This is a genomic window from Chromobacterium sp. ASV23 (assembly GCF_016428945.1).
Classification (GTDB): Bacteria; Pseudomonadota; Gammaproteobacteria; order Burkholderiales; family Chromobacteriaceae; genus Chromobacterium; species Chromobacterium sinusclupearum.
In genome coordinates this window covers 15,501-38,124 of sequence record NZ_JAELTR010000041.1, presented here as the reverse complement: position 1 = coordinate 38,124, position 22,624 = coordinate 15,501, and the positions used below count along the sequence as shown (strand labels likewise).

At 59.0% G+C, this 22,624-nt stretch carries 22 protein-coding genes and 1 tRNA gene; 17 read left to right on the top strand and 6 right to left on the bottom strand.

Going from position 1 to position 22,624, the window contains the following annotated elements; translation table 11 throughout:
* Positions 1-1,225: 1,225 nt before the first annotated feature.
* The 5 genes from JHD59_RS15755 to groL all read left to right on the top strand — a co-directional run bounded on the left by JHD59_RS15755 (position 1,226) and on the right by groL (position 6,586).
* Positions 1,226-2,038: a glycosyltransferase family 2 protein gene (locus JHD59_RS15755; protein ID WP_199154922.1), complete on the top strand. Its 813-nt coding sequence runs from the start codon at positions 1,226-1,228 to the stop codon at positions 2,036-2,038.
* 12 nt (positions 2,039-2,050) lie between these two features.
* Positions 2,051-3,349, top strand: coding sequence for a hypothetical protein (locus tag JHD59_RS15750; RefSeq protein WP_199154921.1), 1,299 nt, complete (start codon positions 2,051-2,053; stop codon positions 3,347-3,349).
* 65 nt (positions 3,350-3,414) lie between these two features.
* Positions 3,415-4,437, top strand: a complete 1,023-nt coding sequence (locus tag JHD59_RS15745; protein WP_199154920.1) for a glycosyltransferase family 2 protein — start codon at positions 3,415-3,417, stop codon at positions 4,435-4,437.
* Between the two features lie 168 nt (positions 4,438-4,605).
* The gene (gene groES / locus JHD59_RS15740; protein WP_103318443.1) at positions 4,606-4,893 is read left to right on the top strand and encodes a co-chaperone GroES; all 288 of its coding nucleotides are present in this window, start codon (positions 4,606-4,608) and stop codon (positions 4,891-4,893) included.
* A 49-nt stretch (positions 4,894-4,942) separates the two neighbouring features.
* Positions 4,943-6,586, top strand: coding sequence for a chaperonin GroEL (groL, locus tag JHD59_RS15735; protein WP_103318441.1), 1,644 nt, complete (start codon positions 4,943-4,945; stop codon positions 6,584-6,586).
* Between the two features lie 100 nt (positions 6,587-6,686).
* On the opposite strand, the gene rfbC is transcribed toward groL, so the two are convergent.
* From rfbC to rfbB, 4 genes are all read right to left on the bottom strand, one after another.
* The gene (rfbC, locus tag JHD59_RS15730; protein ID WP_199154919.1) at positions 6,687-7,229 is read right to left on the bottom strand and encodes a dTDP-4-dehydrorhamnose 3,5-epimerase; all 543 of its coding nucleotides are present in this window, start codon (positions 7,227-7,229) and stop codon (positions 6,687-6,689) included.
* A gap of 65 nt (positions 7,230-7,294) precedes the next feature.
* On the bottom strand, positions 7,295-8,167 hold the full coding sequence (rfbA, locus tag JHD59_RS15725; RefSeq protein ID WP_199154918.1) for a glucose-1-phosphate thymidylyltransferase RfbA: 873 nt from the start codon (positions 8,165-8,167) through the stop codon (positions 7,295-7,297).
* A gap of 16 nt (positions 8,168-8,183) precedes the next feature.
* On the bottom strand, positions 8,184-9,089 hold the full coding sequence (gene rfbD / locus JHD59_RS15720) for a dTDP-4-dehydrorhamnose reductase (RefSeq protein WP_199154917.1): 906 nt from the start codon (positions 9,087-9,089) through the stop codon (positions 8,184-8,186).
* On the bottom strand, positions 9,086-10,156 hold the full coding sequence (gene rfbB / locus JHD59_RS15715; protein ID WP_368671599.1) for a dTDP-glucose 4,6-dehydratase: 1,071 nt from the start codon (positions 10,154-10,156) through the stop codon (positions 9,086-9,088). Before rfbB ends, rfbD begins: the two co-directional genes overlap by 4 nt.
* A gap of 250 nt (positions 10,157-10,406) precedes the next feature.
* On the opposite strand from rfbB, the gene JHD59_RS15710 reads away from it, so the two are divergent.
* From JHD59_RS15710 to JHD59_RS15685, 6 genes are all read left to right on the top strand, one after another.
* The gene (locus tag JHD59_RS15710) at positions 10,407-11,153 is read left to right on the top strand and encodes a Nif3-like dinuclear metal center hexameric protein (RefSeq protein WP_199154915.1); all 747 of its coding nucleotides are present in this window, start codon (positions 10,407-10,409) and stop codon (positions 11,151-11,153) included.
* Between the two features lie 114 nt (positions 11,154-11,267).
* Positions 11,268-11,852, top strand: coding sequence for a ubiquinol-cytochrome c reductase iron-sulfur subunit (gene petA, locus JHD59_RS15705; RefSeq protein ID WP_103318427.1), 585 nt, complete (start codon positions 11,268-11,270; stop codon positions 11,850-11,852).
* A 14-nt stretch (positions 11,853-11,866) separates the two neighbouring features.
* Positions 11,867-13,210 carry a cytochrome bc complex cytochrome b subunit gene (locus tag JHD59_RS15700; RefSeq protein WP_199154914.1) on the top strand — a complete coding sequence of 448 codons (1,344 nt, stop codon included), beginning with the start codon at positions 11,867-11,869 and terminating at the stop codon, positions 13,208-13,210.
* Between the two features lie 17 nt (positions 13,211-13,227).
* Positions 13,228-13,992: a cytochrome c1 gene (locus tag JHD59_RS15695; RefSeq protein WP_199154913.1), complete on the top strand. Its 765-nt coding sequence runs from the start codon at positions 13,228-13,230 to the stop codon at positions 13,990-13,992.
* Positions 13,993-14,146: 154 nt separating this feature from the next.
* Positions 14,147-14,749, top strand: a complete 603-nt coding sequence (locus JHD59_RS15690) for a glutathione S-transferase N-terminal domain-containing protein (RefSeq protein WP_103318420.1) — start codon at positions 14,147-14,149, stop codon at positions 14,747-14,749.
* A gap of 9 nt (positions 14,750-14,758) precedes the next feature.
* Entirely contained in the window at positions 14,759-15,187 is a 429-nt protein-coding gene (locus tag JHD59_RS15685) for a ClpXP protease specificity-enhancing factor (RefSeq protein WP_103318418.1), read from the top strand.
* Between the two features lie 112 nt (positions 15,188-15,299).
* On the opposite strand, the gene JHD59_RS15680 is transcribed toward JHD59_RS15685, so the two are convergent.
* Both JHD59_RS15680 and glnK read right to left on the bottom strand, forming a co-directional pair.
* Positions 15,300-16,610: an ammonium transporter gene (locus tag JHD59_RS15680; RefSeq protein WP_199154912.1), complete on the bottom strand. Its 1,311-nt coding sequence runs from the start codon at positions 16,608-16,610 to the stop codon at positions 15,300-15,302.
* Between the two features lie 27 nt (positions 16,611-16,637).
* The gene (glnK, locus tag JHD59_RS15675; RefSeq protein ID WP_021478498.1) at positions 16,638-16,976 is read right to left on the bottom strand and encodes a P-II family nitrogen regulator; all 339 of its coding nucleotides are present in this window, start codon (positions 16,974-16,976) and stop codon (positions 16,638-16,640) included.
* Between the two features lie 320 nt (positions 16,977-17,296).
* Here glnK and JHD59_RS15670 point away from each other — a divergent pair, with 320 nt between their 5' ends.
* From JHD59_RS15670 to cyoA, 6 genes are all read left to right on the top strand, one after another.
* A complete protein-coding gene (locus tag JHD59_RS15670; RefSeq protein ID WP_043620243.1) occupies positions 17,297-17,584 on the top strand; it encodes an accessory factor UbiK family protein in 288 nt (95 codons plus the stop codon).
* 132 nt (positions 17,585-17,716) lie between these two features.
* The gene (locus JHD59_RS15665; protein ID WP_199154911.1) at positions 17,717-19,219 is read left to right on the top strand and encodes a YifB family Mg chelatase-like AAA ATPase; all 1,503 of its coding nucleotides are present in this window, start codon (positions 17,717-17,719) and stop codon (positions 19,217-19,219) included.
* A gap of 166 nt (positions 19,220-19,385) precedes the next feature.
* On the top strand, positions 19,386-20,048 hold the full coding sequence (locus JHD59_RS15660; protein ID WP_233164253.1) for an SPOR domain-containing protein: 663 nt from the start codon (positions 19,386-19,388) through the stop codon (positions 20,046-20,048).
* Positions 20,049-20,076: 28 nt separating this feature from the next.
* Complete coding sequence (locus JHD59_RS15655) at positions 20,077-20,688, top strand: thiol:disulfide interchange protein DsbA/DsbL (RefSeq protein WP_043620253.1); 612 nt, start codon at positions 20,077-20,079, stop codon at positions 20,686-20,688.
* Between the two features lie 231 nt (positions 20,689-20,919).
* A tRNA-Met gene (locus JHD59_RS15650) sits at positions 20,920-20,996 on the top strand.
* A 682-nt stretch (positions 20,997-21,678) separates the two neighbouring features.
* Positions 21,679-22,620 carry a ubiquinol oxidase subunit II gene (cyoA, locus tag JHD59_RS15645; protein WP_199154910.1) on the top strand — a complete coding sequence of 314 codons (942 nt, stop codon included), beginning with the start codon at positions 21,679-21,681 and terminating at the stop codon, positions 22,618-22,620.
* The last annotated feature ends 4 nt before the right edge of the window (positions 22,621-22,624 follow it).

The following is a 22,624-nucleotide window of genomic DNA, read 5'->3' as shown; positions in this document are numbered from 1 at the left end:
CCCCCCCCCCCCCCCCCCCCCCCCCCCCCCCCCCCCCCCCCCCCCCCCCCCCCCCCCCCCCCCCCCCCCCCCCCCCCCCCCCCCCCCCCCCCCCCCCCCCCCCCCCCCCCCCCCCCCCCCCACCCCACCTCCGTGCTGTCGTCGGCAGCGTCAGATGTGTATAAGAGACAGGGAAAAAACCAAGGCCGGCAGAAAAAAAAGTCGCCAATAGTCGAGCCATAGGGCCGATCATCTTGGTGATGTCTTCCAGAAAACCAAAAACGAAGGCTGGCAGAGTGGACAGCAGCAACAGTAGAACCCACACGGAAGTGTTGAGATAGCCTGAAAGCGCGCATCCCATCATCAGACCCAACATGATGGGTACACCGCCGATCCGCGGCACCGGCACCGCGTGGAATTTTTGCACACCCGTCGTATCCGAGTCAGCCGTAAATCTTGAGTGCAAATGCGAGTACCTGATGAGACCGAAACCAGTCAGGATAGAAACAAACATGGCCGTCAATAAGATTTGCAGCATTTCGAAGCGTGTCCAGGGTTAGTGGCGAGCTCGCCCGTCGGGCGAGTGTAGCTCTAATTTTGAGCAGATAGGGGCAAGAGAATAGCAGATTTGGGATATCCACGGACTTTTCACGCAGACTGCCCTCGGCACGCCTGTAGTCCACAACCTCATTGCTATGATAGCTCGTACTGCGGTGCCAGATTCAACTGCAAGGGCAGTGCTGAACTAACCCAAGCCGGCGACAGCCGTGATTCCTGCTACCGCTTAAGTCAGCGCAACTTAAGGCTGGATTGCAGTAAAATCGCAAAACCCTTGACATTCTCTTAGCGGAGGGCTCGTCGGCATGCGTGTTGTGTTTGCCCAGCGATACAGGCCTAGTCTAGCAAGACTTTGTCCATGAATCACAAAAGTATCATCTTGGCTGGAGGCAGCGGTACCTATGAATTGATGCGGGAAACTAGCCAGCTCCTCCCGCCATTGGAAACGACCAACACCTAGAAATGCCTCTATCCAACAAGGCTGGATTGGTGTCAAGCAACTGGGAAAACTGGGCCGGCTACTGAGAAAGAACAATGATGGCCAGGATTTACGGCTTCTTACTAAATCACTAAAAGGTTTCTCCTTATGAAAATTATTGATATGACCATTTCATCCCGTCAAGAACGTCACCGGGCAGAAGCTTATATTTTCTGAGCTAATTGATTGAAAAAGCAGAAAAGTTCCTCCATGCAAGTCAGCGCCTCTCTGGTTCTGTTCAACAATCCTTGCGTGCAACTGCAGCGCTTGCTAGACAGCATCGCTGCGAGCAGCACACCCATTCGCCTAGTCGTTCAGGATAACTCCCCCAGTCCAGCTCTTTCTAAGCTTTTTAGTCAACATGACTACCGCCATAGTGGTGCCAACCTCGGGTTTGGCGCCGCCCACAATCGCGCCATCACAGGTTTGCAGAGCGATGTCCACCTTATACTGAACCCGGACATTGAGTTCGCCCCGGACGCTGTAGCTAAACTCATCATGCCACTAGCTGAAACCCCCGGCATCGTAGCTTGCGCACCATTGGTACGCTACCCCGATGGACGCTTGCAGCGGTTGAACAAGTTGCTGCCGACTCCTACCAACTTGTTTGTCAGACGATTCATGCCATTTCTCGCCAAATCGTTGGATTATGACTACGAGATGCAATGGTTCAGCTACGACTGCCGTATAGACCTACCTAATGCCTCTGGCTGCTTTCTAGCGGTTCGAACCAGCGCATTGCACGAGCTGGGCGGGTTTGACGAACGGTTCTTTATGTACATGGAGGATACGGATCTGGTGCGTCGACTACGGCGACTTGGCCGAGTAGTCTTCATTCCGGAGGCGGTGGTGATGCACGAATTTGGAAAAGCGTCCTACAGAGACCAGAAACTGATGTGGATCCATATTCGATCAGCCATCCGCTATTTCAACAAATGGGGCTGGCTACTCGACCCGGAACGCGAGAAACTCAATCGTTTGGCCATGCGCAGCAAGCCCTCCTCGGCCAAGATCGGCTGCTAACGCCTTCTTACTATGAACCTGAGTTTCGACCTTATCATTATCCTGTCGTACCGGCTGTGGCAAGCTGGCGCCGGCCTTATCACGACTTTGCTGGCCGTTCACTTCCTATCGGCAGAAGAGCAAGGCTGGTACTACAGTTTCACCAGCATGGCTGCCTTCTACACGCTTTTCGAACTCGGACTTTCAAGCGTGCTAATCCAGGTGTCCGCCCATAGCTTCAGCAATGCTCACTGGAGCAGCACCTACAAGATACAAGGCGCAAACGCCTCGTACTGCGAAGCACTGACGGGGCGCGCTTTCCACTGGTACGGCCTGATGGCGATGGTATTTTGGCTATTGATGTTACCCGGCGGCTACCTATTTTTCAGCTCCCAGCACTCAGCGCACGGCGTGAATTGGCTACTGCCTTGGTTAGCCATCTGTAGCTTCACGGCCCTGAGCCTGCTTGCCATTCCCTTTCTAGCCATACTTGAGGGCAGTGGGCAGATCACCAAGGTATATGCCCTCAGGCTGTTGCAGATCATGTGCGGCTCTGTGCTTTGCTGGGTCACCTTCTTTCTGCAAGGCGGACTGTGGGCCACCGTCATGGCGCCAGCCATCGCTATCCTACTGCCTGGGAGCTGGCTGCTGTTGAAAAGAAAAAACCTGCTGCTAACGGCGCTGCGAAACCGTCGAGCCGAGTTTGACTGGCGCCTCGAAATCTGGCCGCTGCAATGGAGGCTGGCGCTGAACTGGCTGTGCGGTTATCTGCTCACCCAGATCAACATTCCTCTGTTATTTCATATGCAAGGAGCAGTCGTTGCCGGCAAACTTGGGCTGTCTCTCGCAATCGTCAATACGATCAGCCTGTTATCGCAGTCCTGGCTGACCCGGCGTGTTCCAGCCATGGCACAAGCCGCAGCATGCAAAGACTGGCACTTGCTAGATCGTACTTTTCGCCGCAATTTTTTCCGCTCGCTGACAATGTTCATTGTCATGGCAGGTGCCGCACTGCTACTTATCAGCTTGTTTCCGCAAGCGCGCTTTGTGCAGCGACTACTGGGCTTTTCGGACTTCACCGGCTTGGTCATCTATACCCTGGCCAATCAATTCATCGGTGGCCTTACGGTTCAGCTGCGAAGCTTCAAGCGAGAGCCATTCCTATTACTCATTGTTTTCACTACTGTTATCGCAGTGGCCGGCATACTGCTCGTCGTTCCTCGATATTCGGTGAGCGGCATGATAGCGGTTCTCGACAGCATCTATATTTTCATCAACATTCCCGTCGCCCTCTTCCTTTGGAGAAGGTATAACCGCGATTGGAGAGTTTGACAGTCCCGCTATCATCCCGATACGCCCGTATAGAGTTACCAAGCAAGGAAAGATTGACACCTGCCATGCCGAATACCAGCGAATTTCTACTAAGCATCGCCATACCTACGTATAACCGCGCCGATTTCCTCAAGATCAACCTCGATCATCTCGTCAAAGAGATGCGCAACGTTGCTCCGGGACTAGTGGAGATCATTGTTTCAGACAACGGCTCGAGCGACCATACGCCGCAAGTGGTTGAGGCAGCCATCCGCGAAGGGCTGGCGGTACGCTACATACGCAACGTGCAAGACATCGGCTCAGACGCCAACATCGCTCAATGTTTCAATGAGGCCAAAGGCAAATATGTTCAGATCATGGGAGATGACGATCTCTATCTGAAAGATAAGCTCGCCGAGCTGCTCAATGTATTAAAAGAAAACGACTACGGTGTGGTGTGTATGAAGTCTTACGGCTATGAAAAAGACTACGTGCAAGAGTTCCCGGGCGGTGGCGGTGAAGTGATCGACTACAGTGATACCAGCAGTTATCTCTTTAAGATCGGCGCGCTGATCAGCTTCATCTCAGCCTGTGTCATCAATAAGGAGGTGCAGGCTGCTACCGACGCCAACCAGTTCTGTGGCACCAATCTGGTACAAGTTAACCTCGTGATTCAGGCCATCATATCTAAGCCTCATAATGCTTTCATCGGCCGTTATATGCTGGCATGCAAGCGCAACAACTCCGGCGGGTACGATTTTTCTGAAGTGTTTGTCGAGCGTATTTTCCGAATCCTGGATTCCTTCCGTCCCAAAGGACTGAGTGAAAACGCGATCAAGGCTTTCGGCAAAAAGATGCTGATTTCTTATTATCCCTTCAACCTGCTACGCCAGCGGCTGTCGCGCGCGGGCGACCTCAAGGCCGCTTACCGCCGCTTTCACGAGCGCTTTGGCGGCTCTCCGCTGTTCTATATCTGGGTAGCTCCCATCCTGAAGCTACCCAGGCCGCTAGCGATACTCTGGGCATGGGTAACGGTGCTCCTTGGCCGAATACTGACCGGCGACTTGCGGCGGGGCATCCACTTCGCCATCAACCGGTTGAAGGGGTGAGCGTACTAGGGTACCTCTCGTTTTATCGTGTTTTCTTGTTTTCCTCTTGAAACCATGTATGTCCGTCCCTATTATTAGCACTCGTAGCTGCCGAGTGCTAAGTCCTCGGCTGACAACCAACACATCCTGATGTTCAACTCTCAACAGCCAATGTTATAGGAGAGATCCATGGCAATTCGTCCTTTGCACGACCGTGTTGTTATCAAGCGCCTCGAGGCTGAAGAAAAGACCGCTTCCGGCATCGTTCTGCCGGGTGCCGCGGCTGAGAAGCCGGACATGGGCGAGGTTCTGGCCGTCGGTAACGGCAAAATTCTGGAGAATGGCGAGCGCCGCCCGCTGGAGCTGAAGAAGGGCGACAAAGTCATCTTCGGCAAGTATTCCGGCCAGACCGTCAAGGTTGACGGCGAAGAAGTCCTCGTGATGCGCGAGGAAGACGTTATGGGCATCGTTGAGTAAGCCTCCGACCCTACCCGTACTTCAAACACAGAATTCTGGAGATTTAAGAATGGCTGCTAAAGACGTAAAGTTTGGCGATTCCGCTCGCACCAAGATGGTAAATGGCGTCAACATCCTGGCTGATGCCGTCAAGGTTACCCTGGGCCCGAAAGGCCGCAACGTGGTGCTGGACCGCTCCTTCGGCGCGCCGACCATCACCAAGGACGGCGTCTCCGTCGCCAAGGAAATCGAACTGAAAGACAAGTTCGAGAACATGGGCGCGCAGATGGTGAAGGAAGTCGCTTCCAAGACTTCCGACGTGGCCGGCGACGGCACCACCACCGCCACCGTGCTGGCGCAAGCCATCGTGCAGGAAGGCATGAAGTACGTTGCCGCCGGCATGAACCCGATGGATCTGAAGCGCGGCATCGACAAGGCTGTTATCTCCCTGGTGGGCGAAATCGCCAAGATCGCCAAGCCGTGCGCCACCACCAAGGAAATCGCTCAAGTTGGCTCCATCTCCGCCAACTCCGATTCCGACATCGGTGAAATCATCGCCAGCGCCATGGAAAAAGTGGGCAAGGAAGGCGTAATCACCGTCGAAGACGGCAAGAGCCTGAACAACGAGCTGGATGTGGTGGAAGGCATGCAGTTCGACCGCGGCTACCTGTCCCCGTACTTCATCAACAACCAGGACAAGCAGATCGCTGCGCTGGACAATCCGTTCATCCTGCTGTTCGACAAGAAGATCTCCAACATTCGCGACCTGCTGCCGGTGCTGGAGCAAGTGGCCAAGTCCGGCCGTCCGCTGCTGATCATCGCAGAAGACGTGGAAGGCGAAGCGCTGGCGACTCTGGTGGTGAACACCATTCGCGGCATCCTGAAGGTTGTGGCCGTCAAGGCTCCGGGCTTTGGCGACCGTCGCAAGGCCATGCTGCAAGACATCGCTGTGCTGACTGGCGGCACCGTGATCGCCGAAGAAGTGGGTCTGACCCTGGAAAAAGCTTCCCTGGACATGCTGGGCCAAGCCAAGCGCGTCGAAGTGGGCAAGGAAAACACCACCATCATCGATGGCGCTGGCGAAGCTGCCACCATCCAGGCTCGCGTGGGTGAAATCCGCAAGCAGATCGAAGAAGCCACTTCCGACTACGACCGTGAGAAGCTGCAAGAGCGCGTGGCCAAGCTGGCCGGCGGTGTTGCCGTGATCAAGGTTGGCGCTGCCACCGAAGTGGAAATGAAAGAGAAGAAGGCTCGCGTGGAAGACGCGCTGCACGCTACCCGCGCTGCGGTTGAAGAAGGCGTGGTTGCCGGCGGCGGCGTGGCCCTGCTGCGCGCCCGCGCTTCGCTGGACAGTCTGAAGACCGACAACGCCGAACAAGAAGCGGGCGTGAAGATCGTACTGCGCGCCATCGAGGCTCCGCTGCGTCAGATCGTCAAGAACGCCGGCGACGAGCCGTCCGTTGTGGTGAACAAGGTGCTGGAAGGCAAGGGCAACTTCGGTTACAACGCCGCTACCGGCGAATACGGCGACATGCTGGAAATGGGCGTGTTGGATCCGGCCAAGGTAACCCGCTCCGCTCTGCAGCACGCCGCTTCCGTAGCCGGTCTGATGCTGACCACCGACTGCATGATCGCTGAACTGCCGGAAGACAAGCCGGCTGCTGGCGGCATGCCGGACATGGGCGGCATGGGTGGCATGGGCGGCATGATGTAATCAGCTGCTGATGAGCCGGCAGCCCTGGCGCTGCTGGCATCATTAGGAAAACGGCCTGGATAGCGTTGCTGTCCAGGCCGTTTTGTTTTATCAAACGATTTTAGGCACCGAGCGACGTAAACAGCGGTGCTTCCTGATCTTTGGGTGACAGTACCGGAGGCTGTTGCAGCGGCCAGTCTATCGCCAGCGTTGGGTCGTTCCAGGCGATGGCGCGTTCAAGGTCTTTGAACCAGTAGTCGGTGGTTTTGTACAGAAATTCCGTATCATCGCTCAGGGTCAGGAAACCATGGGCGAAGCCGGCGGGAATCCACATCTGTCGCTTGTTGTCAGCGGAAAGCTCTGCAGCTACCCAGTGGCCGAAGGTGGGGGATTGCGGCCGGATATCGACGGCCACGTCAAACACTGCGCCGACTACCACGCGCACCAGCTTTCCTTGGGCGTGCGGATCGAGCTGGTAATGCAAGCCGCGCAGCACGCCCTTAGCTGAGCGGCTGTGGTTGTCCTGTACAAAATTGACAGCGTAACCAATGGCCTTTTCAAATTCTTCCTGGTTAAAGCTTTCAAAGAAAAAACCGCGCTCATCGCCAAAAACTGCGGGTTCGATAATCTTTACGTCTGAAATAGCGGTATCGATGACATTCATGGATTGCAGTCCTGTCGGCTGAGCATTGGCTAGCCGACGACATTCTGGGGTTAGTAAATGTTATGTTACAGCATGGCTAGCAGATAACGCCCGTAGCCGGTTTTTTCCAGCGGCTTCGCCAGTCTCTTCACTTGTTCGCCATCAATCCAGCCGCTGCGATAGGCGATTTCTTCCGGGCAAGCTACTTTGAGCCCTTGGCGGCTTTCAATGGTCGCGATGAACTGGCTGGCCTCCAGCATCGATTCATGGGTACCGGTATCGAGCCAGGCATAGCCGCGGCCCATGGTTTGCACGTCGAGCAAGCCTTGTTGCAGATAAACGTTGTTGACGTCGGTAATTTCCAGCTCGCTGCGGGCGGAGGGGCGTATGGTCTTGGCGATGTCGACCACTTGTTCATCGTAGAAATACAGGCCGGTTACCGCATAGTGCGATTTGGGCTGTTTGGGTTTTTCTTCGATAGAGAGAGCTTTGCCGCCGTCGTCGAATTCGACGACGCCGTAACGTTCTGGATCGTTTACACGGTAGGCAAACACGCTGGCGCCGCTGGTCTTTTCGTTGGCTTTTTGCAGTAAACCGGAGAAATCGTGGCCATAGAAGATGTTGTCACCCAGCACCAGCGTGGAGGGCGCGCCGTCGAGAAAGCATTCGCCTATTAAAAAGGCTTGCGCCAGGCCATCTGGACTCGCTTGCACGGCATATTCTAGGTTGATGCCCCACTGGCTGCCATCGCCCAGCAACTGTTGGAAGCGCGGGGTGTCTTGCGGCGTGGAGATGATCAGGATGTTCTCGATTCCGGCCAGCATTAGCGTGGTCAGCGGATAGTAGATCATCGGCTTGTCGTAGATCGGCAGCAACTGCTTGCTGACGGCGAGGGTGGCCGGGTAGAGGCGGGTGCCGGAGCCTCCAGCGAGGATGATGCCTTTGCGAGCCTTGCTCATCTTGGAATCCTATCAATTATGCTGTCTGCTGTTGTTGCCACAAGGCAGCGAGCACTATGTCGACGCCTTGCTGCCACACCGGCAGGGTGATGCCGAAGTCGCGCTGAAGTTTGCCGCAATCGAGGCGCGAATTGGCCGGGCGCTTGGCCGGCAATGGATACGCTTCGGTCGGGATGCCATGTACGGCGTCTGCAGTCAGCGCCAGCGGAAAGCCTAGTTTGCCTGCTTGGCCGATCAGATATTGGGCATAGCCATGCCAGCTGGTTTCGCCGGCTGCCGCCAGATGATAAGTGCCGAAGGGACTGCGTTCACTATCGGCGAGGTAGCGTCGGATCAACAGCGTGGTGGTATCGGCGATCAGGGCGGCCGAGGTTGGCGCGCCAATCTGGTCTGCTACCACGTTTAGCTCTTGGCGTTCAGCGGCAAGCCGCAGCATGGTTTTGAGGAAATTGGCGCCGTGGGCGCCGAATACCCAGCTGGTGCGCAGAATCAGGTGGCGTGCTGTCGCCTCCCGTATCGCTTGCTCGCCTTGCCATTTGCTGAGTCCGTAAACCGACTGCGGATCGGCTGCATCGTCTTCACTCCATGGAGTTGTGCCGCTGCCGTTGAATACGTAATCGGTGGAGTAATGGGCCAGCAAGGCGCCATGTCGCTCAGCCCATCGCGCGAGAATGCCCGGCGCAACGGCGTTGATGGCATGCGCCAGCTTGGGTTCCGACTCGGCCTTGTCGACGGCGGTATAGGCAGCGGGGTTGACGATGATGTCGGGGCGCAGTTCATCCAGAAGCCCCGGGATGGCGCTGGCCTTCGCCAAGTCCATCCCTTCGCGGTCCAATGCGATCAGTTCGCCCAGCGGCGCTAGGGCGCGTTGCAACTCGTGGCCGACTTGGCCGTTCTTGCCGGTGACCAGGATGCGCGTCATGCGGGTTGGCCATAGTGTTGGTCGACCCAGTCGCGATAATGGCCGCTGGCGACGTTGTCCACCCATTGTTGGTTGGCAAGATACCATTCAACAGTCTTGCGGATGCCGCTGTCGAAAGTCTCGGCCGGTTTCCAGCCCAGTTCGCGTTCCAGTTTGCGCGCATCGATGGCGTAGCGCCGGTCATGGCCGGGGCGATCTTGCACGAATGTGATCTGCGCGGAGTAGCTGGCGCCATCGGCACGCGGCTTGAGTTCATCGAGAATGGCGCAAATGGTTTTTACCACTTCCAAATTGGCTTTTTCATTCCAGCCGCCAACGTTATACGTTTCCCCCAGGCGTCCGGCTTCCAGCACGCGGCGGATGGCGCTGCAGTGGTCTTTGACATATAGCCAGTCGCGCACCTGCTGGCCGTCGCCGTAAATCGGCAACGGCTTGCCGGCCAGCGCGTTGAGGATGACCAGCGGGATCAGCTTTTCCGGGAAATGGTAGGGGCCGTAATTATTGCTGCAGTTGGTGGTCAGTACCGGCAGGCCATATGTGTGGTGCCAGGCGCGGACCAGATGGTCAGACGCCGCCTTGGAGGCCGAGTAGGGGCTGTTCGGCTCGTAACGGTTGGTTTCGGCGAACGGCGGATCTTCCGGCGACAGCGTGCCGTACACCTCGTCGGTGGAGACGTGCAGAAAGCGGAAGGCCTGCTTGCGCTCCGAGTCCAGGCCGCTCCAGTAAGCGCGCACGCTTTCCAGCAAATTGAAGGTGCCGACGATATTGGTCTCGATGAAATCGGCCGGACCATGGATGGAGCGGTCGACATGGCTTTCTGCTGCGAAATTGATCGCGGCGCGCGGCTGGTGCTCGGCGAGGAGTTTCTCAAGCAACGCGCGGTCGCCGATGCTACCGTGGACGAATGCATGGCGGGCATCGTGTTGAATGGATTGCAAGGTTTCCAGATTGCCGGCGTAGGTCAACGCATCGAGATTGACGACCGTCTCGTCATGGGCTGCCAGCCAGTCGAGAACGAAATTGCCGCCGATAAAGCCGGCGCCGCCGGTAACGAGAATAGTCATCACTGCTTCCTATTAAGATGGTGTCTCATCAAGATGGCGAGCTTCGCTATGCTTAATAAAACGATATCTTACAGATAAATGCTTGCTTTGTTGACGAGGCGTTACGGCATAAGCAGGGCTGGATGCATTGGCTGGCGCAGTCGATACTCGTTATCCTAGTCGATTGAAATTTGCAGCGCAGAGGGCTTTGTCCGCTTTTCCAAGCGCAAGCTGACAAACCTGGGTCTCTGAGCAATATTGAGGAATGTATTTAATGCGATTGAACGATGTGGTATCGACCCTGGATGCGCTGTTGGAACCCTGGCGTTACAAGGACTACGCCCCCAATGGCCTTCAAGTGGAAGGCCGGGCGGAGGTTGGCAAGATTGTAACCGGCGTGACGGCATCGCAGGCCATGATCGAGGCTGCGGCAGCGCGCGGCGCCGATGCCATCCTGGTGCATCACGGCTATTTTTGGAAAGGCGAGGACGCCAGCATATGCGGCATGAAACGGCAGCGCATCCGCAGCTTGCTGCAACATGACATCAGCCTGCTTGCCTATCACCTGCCGCTGGATGGTCATGCGGAGTGGGGCAACAACGCCAGCCTGGGCCGCATGCTGGGGCTTGAAGCGCAAGGGCAGGCTGGCGAGCAAGGCTTGTTGTGGCATGGCCAGTGGCCGGAAGGCGGCGATGCGGCTCGGCTAAACCAGCACGTATCGTCTATTCTGGGCAGAAGCGCCTTATTGCTGGGACGGAATGACAAGCCGGTGCGGCGGGTCGCCTGGTGCACTGGCGGCGCGCAGGGTTTTTTCGCTGACGCGATCGCGCTGGGCGTGGACGCTTTCATCACCGGCGAGGCATCGGAACAGAATTATCACATGGCGATGGAAAGCGATGTCGCATTCATCGCCGCAGGTCATCATGCAACAGAGCGCTACGGCATTCAATCGCTCGGTGAGCATTTAATGAAATCAACAGGCATAAAAGTGGAATTTATTGATATAAATAACCCTGTTTGAGATGCTTTGGCGCGTAAATGACAATTTATTTGCATGGATGCTTCAAGTCCCTACTAGTAATCGGGTAAAATCTGGCAGTTTAGGGCTCGATTTCCACGATTGAGGATGACTGTAATGAGTGAACAGCAAGTCGATACGGGGCGCCGTCGTTTTCTGACGGTCGCTTCCAGCGCTGTTGGAGGGGTTGCGGTGGTTGGCGCGGCCACGCCGTTCTTTATGAGCTTTTTCCCGTCGGAACGGGCAAAGGCAGCGGGGGCGCCGGTCGAAGTCGATATCGGCAAGATTGAACTGGGGCAGAAAATCAACGTTGAATGGCGCGGCAAGCCGGTGTGGATTCTCAGCCGCACGCCGGAACAGCTGAAAAATCTGCCGAAAAACGACCCCAAACTGGTCGATCCGACGTCGGACGTCGAGCAGCAGCCCGCTTATTGCAAGAACGAGCACCGCTCGATCAAACCGCAATATCTGGTGGCGGTCGGCATCTGCACCCACTTGGGCTGTTCGCCGACCTTCCGGCCCGATCTGGCACCCGCCGATCTGGGACCGGACTGGCTGGGCGGCTTCTACTGCCCTTGCCACGGCTCCAAGTTCGACCTGGCCGCCCGCGTGTTCAAGGGGGTGCCGGCGCCGAAGAATCTGGAGATTCCCCCGCACAAGTATCTGTCCGACACCCGTCTGCTGATCGGCGACGACAAATAAGCTGAGGGCGAAAAATGAGCAAAGCGCAAAAGCTGCTGAACTGGGTGGACGAACGTTTTCCGCTGACCGCCCTGTGGGAAAGCCAATGGGGCAAGTATGTCGCCCCCAAGAACTTCAACTTCTGGTACTTCTTCGGTTCGCTGGCCATGCTGGTGCTGGTGCTGCAGATCGTCACCGGCATCTTTTTGACCATGAACTACAAGCCGGACGGCACGCTGAACGCCGCCGGCGTGCCGGTGGCCTTCGCCTCGGTCGAATACATCATGCGTGACGTGGCCGGCGGCTGGATCATCCGCTACATGCACTCCACCGGCGCCTCGATGTTCTTCGTGGTGGTCTATCTGCACATGTTCCGCGGCCTGATCTACGGCTCGTACAAGCAGCCGCGCGAACTGGTGTGGGTATTCGGCACGCTGATCTTCCTGTGCCTGATGGCGGAAGCTTTCATGGGTTATCTGCTGCCGTGGGGGCAGATGTCGTTCTGGGGCGCCCAGGTGATCGTCAACCTGTTCGGCTCCATCCCAGTGATCGGCCCTGACTTGTCGGTGTGGATCCGCGGCGACTACGTGGTGTCCGACGCCACGCTGAACCGCTTCTTCGCCTTGCATGTGATTGCCGTGCCGCTGGTGCTGTTGGCGCTGGTGGTGGCTCACTTGATGGCGCTGCACGAAGTCGGCTCCAACAATCCGGACGGCGTGGAAATCAAGCAGCAGCCGAAGGACCCGGCAACCGGCATCTACCTCGACGGCATCAACTCGCATCCGTACTACACCATCAAGGACATCCTCGGCGTAGTGGTGTTCATGATCGTGTTCTCCGCCATCGTGTTCTTCCTGCCGGAAATGGGCGGCTACTTCCTGGAGCATCCGAACTTCGATCAGGCGGATCCGCTGAAAACGCCGCCTCACATCGCGCCGGTCTGGTACTTCACGCCGTTCTACGCCATTCTGCGCGCCGTGCCGTCGTTTGCCGGCACCCAGGTGTGGGGCGTGCTGGCCATGGGCGCCGCTGTGGTGCTGATCGCCTTCCTGCCGTGGCTGGATCGTTCGCCGATCAAGTCCATCCGCTACCGCGGTCCTAAGTTCAAGATCGCGCTAGTGCTGTTCATCGCCGCCTTCATCGGCCTGGGCATTTTGGGCGCGCTGCCGCCGACGGGATTGCGTACCGCGCTGTCGCAGATCTTCTCGGTGGTCTACTTCGCCTTCTTCCTGGGTATGCCGTTCTACACCAAGAACGACGTTGGCAGCGTGCCGGTGCCGGAGCGGGTGACGGACACCAATGCCAAGCGCCAGATCCAGTTCCTGGTCATGGTGGCTCTGACCGTGTTCCTGGCCGCGCTGTTCGCCATGAACGTGTAAGCAAGGGGATAAGGAAAATGAAAAACAAGATGCGCAAGCTGATCGCCGCCATGGCGCTGGTGCTGCCGTTCTCCGCGCCGGCGCTGGCCAACGAGGGCGGTCCCAAGCTTGAGAAGGCGCCGATCGACATCCAGGATACGGAAAGCCTGCAGCGCGGCGCGCAGATATTCGTCAATTACTGCCTGTCCTGCCATTCGGCCAGCATGATGCGCTACAACCGGCTGGAAGACATCGGCCTGTCTGAAGAGCAGATCAAGGCCAACCTGCTGCCGGAAGGCGCCAAGATCGGCGATCAGATGAATATCGCGATGGACAAGAAGGATGCCAAGGCCTGGTTCGGCGCCGTGCCGCCCGACTTGTCGCTGATTGCCCGCTCGCGGGGCGCGGATTACCTGTATGGCTATCTGCGCGGTTTCTATCGCGACCCGACGCGTCCTACCGGCTGGAACAATCTGGTATTCGACAAGGTCGGCATGCCGCATGTGTTCTGGGAGTGGCAGGGCGAGCAGGTGCTGAAGACCGAGAAGGATGCCGAGGGCCATGAGGAGCATTCTCTGCAGCTCGTTAAGGCAGGCAGCCTGACCAAGCTGGAAAACGGCAAGGCCAACACCGTCGAGTACGATCGCCGGATGGCGGACCTGACCAATTTCCTGGTCTACATGGGCGAACCGGCCGCGGTGAAGCGCCAGCAGATCGGTTACGTGGTGCTGATGTTCCTAGGCTTGTTGCTGTTCCCGCTGGTGTACCTGTTGAAGAAGGAATACTGGCGCGACGTGCATTGATTCGCGCTGGATGCGGTCTGGAAAAGGCGGAATGATTTCCGCCTTTTTTCTTTTTAAATCATGATGTTGTATTGAAATGCTGGAAATGGGTGCGGCGAAGGTGCTAGAATGGCCTGCTACACCAATTCATTGTTAGTCAAGGATTTTCTCCGCCATGATGACCCTCTACTCCGGAATCACCTGCCCATTCAGTCAGCGCTGCCGTATCGTGCTCTTCGAGAAGGGGATGGATTTCGAAATTATCGATGTGGACATCCATAACAAGCCGGAAGACCTGGCCGTGATGAATCCGTACAACGAAGTGCCGGTGCTGGTTGAGCGCGACCTGATCCTGCACGAGTCCAACATCATCAACGAATACATCGACGAGCGCTTCCCGCATCCGCAACTGATGCCGGCCGATCCGGTGATGCGCGCCCGCGCCCGCCTGTTCCTGCATCGTTTTGAAAATGAGCTGTTCATCCACGTGAAGACGCTGGAAGCCGGCGCTACCGGCAAGGAAGCCACCAAGGCGCGCGAAGCGATCCGCGACGGTCTGACCACCATCGCCCCGATTTTCGCCAAGCAGAAGTTCATGCTGGGCGATGACTTCTCCATGATCGATGTGGCCATCGCGCCGCTGATGTGGCGCCTGGAGCACTACAACATCGATCTGGGCAAGAGCGCAGCGCCTATCCTGAAGTACGCCGAACGCATTTTCCAACGCCAGTCCTTTATCGATTCGCTGACGCCGTCCGAAAAGGCGATGCGCAAGTAAGGAAAAGCGATGAGCTCCAGCACCAAGCCCTACATGATTCGCGCGCTGCACCAGTGGTGCTGCGACAACGGGCACACGCCCTATCTGGTGGTATGGGTCAATGACCGCACCGATGTGCCGCGTGAATACGTGAAGAACAACGAGATCGTGCTCAATGTCGCCTACAGCGCCACCAAGAATCTGCAGATCGAAAACGACTGGATCTCGTTTTCGGCGCGGTTCGGCGGGATGTCTCGCGATATTTGGGTGCCGGTGGGGAATGTGATGTCCATCTTCGCCCGCGAAACGGGCGAAGGCATGGGCTTCGAGGTGGAGCCGATGCCGGAGGACGCGGCGCTCAAGCCGGCGCCGTCGGTCGACCAGCCGAAGAACGATGGCGACGACCCGGGGCCGAACCGTCCGAGCGGCGGTCGTCCCAGCCTGCGCATCGTTAAATAGTTCAGCATCGCAAACCGGCCTTCTGGCCGGTTTTTTACATATGGCGGGCGAAAAAAAACGGGGCCAGAGGCCCCGCCAAGTCCCTTACACAACAAACTTTGCTCTGCCGGCCTTATTCCACGCGCTCGCCGTGCAGCACTACATCCAGTCCTTCGCGTTCCTCGTCTTCCGCCACGCGCAGGCCGATCACCAGATTCACCAGCTTCAGCAGGATGAAGGTGACGATGCCGCAGTAGACGATAGTGACGCCCACCCCCAGCGCCTGGGTGGCCAAGCTGCCATCTGCGCCGCCGATGTCCTTCACTGCAAAGATGCCGGTCAACAGCGCGCCCAGGATGCCGCCGACGCCGTGCACGCCGAACGCGTCCAGAGAATCGTCGTAGCCCATCATGTGCTTCAGACCGGTGGCGCCCCAGAAGCACACCACGCCGGCAGCCAGGCCGATGATCAGCGCACCCTTGACGTCGACGAAGCCCGCGGCCGGCGTGATGGCGACCAGGCCCGCGACGGCGCCGGAGGCGATGCCAAGTACCGACGGCTTCTTCTTGGTGGCCCATTCGGCGAACATCCAGGCCAGGGCGGCCATCGCGGTGGCCACCTGGGTGGTCACCATGGCCATGCCGGCACGGCCGTCGGCGGCGCCTGCGGAGCCGGCGTTGAAGCCGAACCAACCCACCCACAGCATGGAGGCGCCCACCAGCGTCAGGATCAGGTTATGCGGCGCCATGGCTTCCTTGCCGTAGCCGACGCGCTTGCCCAGCACCAGCGCCGTCACCAGGCCGGCCACGCCGGCGTTGATGTGCACCACGGTGCCGCCGGCGAAGTCCAGCACGCCCTTGTCGCCCATCCAGCCGCCCGGCGCCCATACCCAGTGCGCCACCGGCACGTAGACCATCAGCGACCACAGCGCCATGAAGACCAGCATGGCCGAGAACTTCATGCGTTCGGCGAAGGCGCCGGTGATCAGCGCCGGCGTGATGATGGCGAAGGTCATCTGGAAGGTCATGAACACCGATTCCGGAATGGTGCCGGCCAGCGGATGCACCGCCAGTTTGCCGGCATCCTTCATGTACACCATGCCGTCCAGCATGAAGCGCGACAGATCGCCGATATACGGGTTGCCGACGGTGAAGGCCAGGCTGTAACCGACGACGGCCCACAGCACGGTCACCAGGGCGGTGATGGCGAAGCTTTGCATCAGCGTGGCCAGCACGTTTTTCTTGCGTACCATGCCGCCGTAAAACAGCGCCAGGCCGGGAATGGTCATGAACAGCACCAGGGCGGTGGAGGTCAGCATCCAGGCGGTATCGCCGGAGTTGATTACCTTCACGGCGGCCACTGCGGGCCCGGCCGGCGCGTCGGCCAGGGCGGGCAGGGCAACGGTGGACAGGCCGGCAGCCATTGCAGCGAGTATCTTTTTCATTATGGTTTCCCCAGTTTCACTGATGCGTCAGACGGCGTCGGCGCCGGTTTCGCCGGTGCGGATGCGGATGACTTGCTCCAGGTCGTAGACAAAGATCTTGCCGTCGCCGATCTTGCCGGTGCGGGCGGATTTCTCGATGGCTTCCACCACTTGGTCCAGCAGGGCGTCGTCGATGGCGATTTCCAGTTTCACCTTGGGCAGGAAATCGACGACATATTCGGCGCCGCGGTACAGTTCGGTATGGCCTTTCTGGCGGCCGAAACCCTTGACCTCGGATACGGTCACGCCTTGCACGCCGATGGCGGACAGGGCTTCGCGGACTTCGTCAAGCTTGAACGGCTTGATTACTGCAGTGACGAGTTTCATGGCTGCTCCTTCTCGGGCGATTGACAGATCAGGTTCTGCTGACAACGCTAACGCAGGAATCGTGCCAGCCTTGGGCGAGGGCGCTTGTGGCCAGAATGCGTAGCGGCGGGGGAGGCAGGCTCGTATTATGGCACTGTATTTGTGCGCTGCAGCGGACTGGCTTGCACCGTTATGGTGCGTCGCATCGCAAGCGGCGCCTGGCGGCTGTGTGCGCCTAGCCGCGAGGGACGTAGATGGGCCGAGCGGACAGGAAAGCGGGAGCGCCGCGGCGCTTTTTGCTACACTCCGCTTGATATCAAGCAACCGCAGGAGCCGCGAGCATGTTGAGCCAGAAACTGTTTGACGAAATCAGCGCCAAGATCAGCGAAACCATCGCCGCCAGCCCGGCCAAGGATTTGGAAAAAAACATCCGCGCCATGATGGCCTCCACTTTTTCCAAAATGGATCTGGTGACGCGCGAGGAGTTCGATGTGCAGCAGGCCGTGTTGGCCCGCACCCGCGAGCAGCTGGCTGCGCTGGAGTCCCGTCTAGGCCGTCTGGAGAGCCAGGTGTTTCCGGAGGAGTCCGCCGCCAAAGCCGAAGCGCAGTCGGAACTCGGCCACTCCTGAGACGGGCGGCATGGGCGCGGCTGTCATCCGCTGCGGTGATGGCCGGATTGGACGGCGGCTTGCCGGGAGGCTGCCGCATGCGCGCTTCAAACGCGGCGGGTGGCCATTTCCGCCGCCAAGGGGGAACCTTACATGACGCTGGCTGTGTTGCATTGCAGGGCCTTGCAGGGCATGCAGGCGCCGGAGGTGGCGGTGGAAGTGCATCTGGCCAACGGTCTGCCTGCGTTCAACATCGTTGGTTTGCCGGAAGCGGAAGTGAAGGAAAGCCGGGAACGCGTGCGCGCCGCCATCCAGACTTCCGGCTTCGAATTTCCGGCGCGCCGCATCACGGTCAATCTGGCGCCGGCCGACTTGCCCAAGGATTCCGGCCGCTTCGACCTGCCCATCGCCATCGGCATCCTGCAGGCATCTGGACAGGTCAAGTGCGACGACATCTCCCGCTATGAGTTTGCCGGCGAGCTGGCGCTGGGCGGCGAGTTGCGGCCCGTGCGCGGCGCGCTGGCCATGGCCTGCCAATGCCACGCGGCCGGCCGCGCTTTTGTTTTGCCGGCGGACAGCGCGGCGGAAGCCGCCGTGGCGGAGGGCGCGCGGATTTACGGCGTTGCGTCGTTGTTGCAGGCCTGTGCTTTCCTCAATGGCCTGCAGCCTTTGGAGCCGATTGCCGCCCCGGCCTTTGGCATGCTGCCGAACTATCCCGATCTGGCCGATGTCAAAGGCCAGTCTGTTGCGCGCGGCGCTTTGGAAATCGCCGCGGCCGGCGGGCACAGCCTGTTGCTGATGGGACCGCCCGGCACCGGCAAGTCCATGCTGGCGTCGCGCCTGCCGGGTCTGTTGCCGCCCTTGTCGGCGGAAGAGGCGCTGGAAAGCGCGGCGGTGCAGTCGCTGGCGTCGCAAGGTTTCCGAGCCGCCAGCTGGCGCGCCCGGCCATTTAGAGCGCCGCATCACACCGCTTCCGCGGTGGCGCTGGTCGGCGGGGGCAGCGATCCAAGGCCTGGCGAAATCAGCCTGGCGCATCACGGCGTGCTGTTTCTGGACGAGTTGCCGGAATTCGACCGCAAGGTGCTGGAAGTGTTGCGCGAGCCATTGGAGAGCGGCGTCATCCATATTTCGCGGGCGGCGCGGCAAGCGAGCTTCCCGGCGCGCTTCCAGCTGGTGGCGGCGATGAATCCCTGTCCTTGCGGTTATCACGGCCATCCCTCTGGGCGCTGCCACTGCACGCCGGAGCAGGTTGCGCGATATCGCGGTAAAATTTCTGGGCCTTTGCTGGACCGCATCGACCTGCACGTGGAGGTGCCGACGCTGACCGCCGACGAGTTGTTGAGCGCGTCGGCCGGCGAGAGCAGCGAGTCGGTGCGGAAACGGGTGCTGCAGGCGCGCGAGCGGCAATGGCGCCGCCAAGGCGTGTTGAACGCTGCGCTGCAGGGCGAGCAATTGGAACAGCACTGCGGCGCGGATGCCGACGCGCTGGCGATTCTGGCCAAGGCCTTGCAGCAGCTTGGCTTGTCGGCGCGCGCTTATCATCGGATACTGCGGGTTTCGCGCAGCATCGCCGATTTGCAGGGCGCGGAGCGCATAAGCCGCAATCATGTTTTGCAGGCGATTCAGCTGCGGCGCCTGGCGCAGGCGGGCGCGTGAAAATATTTGATCAATCAGCCGGATGGCATAATGGCAATCCGTTCGACAACAATAGCGGTAGTGGTGAATGGCTAATCGAGATCTGAAAAACTCCCCTCGTCCGTCGCGCGGGCGCGGCAATTCGTCTTCCTCTTCGCGCAGCGGCGGGGGCGGCATGATGGCGGGCATGATTATTGGCTTGATCATCGGCGTGGCGGTGGCTGTGGGACTGGCGATGTATCTCAACCGCTCCCCGGCGCCGTTCCAGACCAAGAACCAGGCCAAGGCCGAAACTTCGCAGCCGCCGACTGAGCTGCTGGCGCCGGGCACCCGCATCTCCGAGGCGGCTTCCGCCGCGACGTCCGCGCCGCCGCCGCATCCCGCGCAGTCCAGCGCGCAGGCCACGCTGGATTCGACCGAGTCTGTCCCCTTGCCGCCGCCGGCTGCCGCCACGCATGAGAATAAGCCTAAGCCTGCCGCGCCGCCGGCTCAGGCCAAGCGTGACGGCAACGACCAGCGCTTCGATTTCTACAAGATCCTGCCGGGCCAGGTTGATGCGGTGACCTCGGACGCCAAGGGCGACAAGGCGGGGGAACCTTCGTCATCGGCGCAGGCCAAAAAGGTCTATCTGCAGCTCGGCGCCTTCCAGAATCAGGATGAGGCCGACAACTTGAAGGCCAAGCTGGCGCTGCTGGGCGTGGAAGCAAAGATCCAGTCGGTCAACGTGCCGGACAAGGGGATGGTGCATCGGGTGCGCGTCGGGCCGCTGAGTCGTCAGGACGAGGTGGACCGCCTGCGCGTTCAATTGAAGCAGAACGGCATCGCCGCCAGCGTGGTGAAGGCCGAGTAGTCGAACGATCCATACACGGGAAAACAAGATGAAGAAATGGTTGTTGTTGATGCTGCTGGCGGCCAGCGGCTTGGCCAATGCGGCGATCGAACTGGGCAAGGACTACACCATGCTGAGCACGCCTCAGCCGGTGGCGGATCCGAAGAAAGTCGAAGTGATCGAGTTCTTCTCCTATCACTGCATCCATTGCTACGACGATGATCCGGCGATGAACGCCTGGGCCAAGACGCAGCCGGCCGATGTGAGTTTCCGCAAGGAGCAGATCGTGTGGCAGAAATCCATGGAAGGCTTTGCCCGCATGTTCGCCACCTTCAAGGCAACCGGCACGTTCGACAAGCTGCACCGGCCGGCTTTCGATGCGCAGATCAAGCAGCGCATCAATCTGGCCGACCCTGCCGAGTTCACCAAGTGGATCAAGCAGCAAAAGGGCATCGATAGCGCCAAGCTGCTGCAGACCTACAACTCTTTCGGCATCAACGCCCAAGTGGCGCGCGCGGCCAAGATCACCCGCGATTACCAGATCCAGGGCACGCCCACGATCATCGTCAACGGCAAGTACGTGCTGGTGACCAGCACGCCGGAGCGGATGACCCAGGTGTTGAATGAGCTGATCGCCAAGGCGCGCGCCGAGAAGAAGTAATCCAGCCAACAAAACCTCGCGGGGAGCCTGAGCCAAGGCGCGCCGACGCAGGCAGCGCAGCTGGTCCGGCAAGGAAGCGCAAGGGCTTGGCGGCGGCGGTACTCGACAGGGCGGCTTGTGCCGCCCTGTTGTTTTATTGAGCCCCTAGTTATTCCGCCGCTGATTTTATACATTGAGATAAAAATGTCTTGACGCCAATCTACAGGCGGATTATGATGCGTTCTCTCCTGACGCGGGGTGGAGCAGTCTGGTAGCTCGTCGGGCTCATAACCCGAAGGTCGTAGGTTCGAATCCTGCCCCCGCAACCAAATACGAAAAAGCCGAATCATTACGATTCGGCTTTTTGCATTTCCATCGACCCATGGTTTACATCACCCGGCGCCAGCCCAGGCGCTGCAGCGCGCTATATTCGGCAAAATAATTTTGTAACAGATTGCAACGCTGGGCGTCGCCTGGTTCCGTCAAGTACGATGTCCTAAACCATTGTCTCCGCTATAGTTTTTCCCCGCAGCAGATATTGATCGGAATCAACCGAATTGCATATCTTGCGGACTGCGGCCATTGATCTGAGTCAATCCCCTTGAAATATCAGGCAAAACTGTTTCTAATACGCCCGCTCGACGCGCGTCCTGCGACGATTTGCCGCAGCAGGGCCGGGTCGGACTCGATGTTTGTGTTTGCCGAATGCCTGTCTTCCCGCGCCGTATCCCGGCGTTCACCCGGACAGTGGGTTTTCAGCTGTCACCTCATCACGGGAAGCGCTCCTTGAGCGGCTTCCTCCGGCCCGCTTCCGCCGTGGAAACGGATGCGCGCCGGTGATTCGCGGAATCCGCGAGCCCTGAAAGTCTGTTGTTTCGCTTGGCGGCGTTGCTGATCCCCGAGAGGAGGGCGGAACCCGCCTGCTGGACATTTCGCTGGCGTTGGAGCATGGCTCACAACGCCTGTTGCGCATCGGCGCGTTGAAGGATTTTTAACCCGTAAAGTCGTAAGATGAGAAACCATAGACCCTCCCGCCTGTTGTGGGGGCTTTCTCCGCTCGTCGCTCTGCTGCTCTCGGGATGTCAAGGCGGTATCCTTGACCCCAAGGGCCCGGTCGCTGCCGAGCAGAAGTCCCTGATCATCACGGCAACCGCGCTGATGCTGCTGGTCGTCATTCCGGTGATCGTGATGACCCTGGTTTTTGCCTGGAAATATCGCGCCAGCAATAAGGACGCCGCTTACGAGCCGAAGTGGTCGCACTCGACCAAGATCGAGCTGGTAGTCTGGCTGATCCCCTGCATCATCATCGCCTTCCTGGCGACGCTGACTTGGCACACCACCCATAAGCTGGACCCGTATCGTCCGCTGGACTCCGACCAGAAGCCGATCCAGGTGCAGGTGGTGGCGCTGAACTGGAAGTGGTTGTTCATCTATCCCGAGCAGCAAATCGCTGTCGTCAACGAACTGGCGTTCCCGGCCAATGTGCCGGTGAGCTTCAGGATCACCTCCGACGCGGCGATGAACTCCTTCTTCATCCCGCAACTGGGCGGCCAGATCTACGCCATGGCGGGCATGCAGACCCAACTGCACCTGTTGGCGAACGAGCCTGGCATCTACAAGGGCTTCTCCGCCAACTACAGCGGCGCGGGCTTTACCGGCATGAAGTTCAACGCGATCGCCACCAAGACGCCGGCTGAGTTCGATGCCTGGGTCGCCAAGGTCAAGGCTTCCGGCAAGGCGCTGGATCCCCAGGCCTACCTGCAGCTGCTGAAGCCGAGCGAGAACAATCCGGTGGCTTACTACTCGTCCAGCACGCCGTACCTGTTCGAAGCGGTGCAGCACAAGTACATGGCTGCGCGCCCCTCGCTGGCCGATAGCGACGACGCTATCAAGCTGGCCAGGATGACCAAAGAACTGTGCGCCGCGATCACCCCGCCGGTCGTCAAGGAGTAACGAT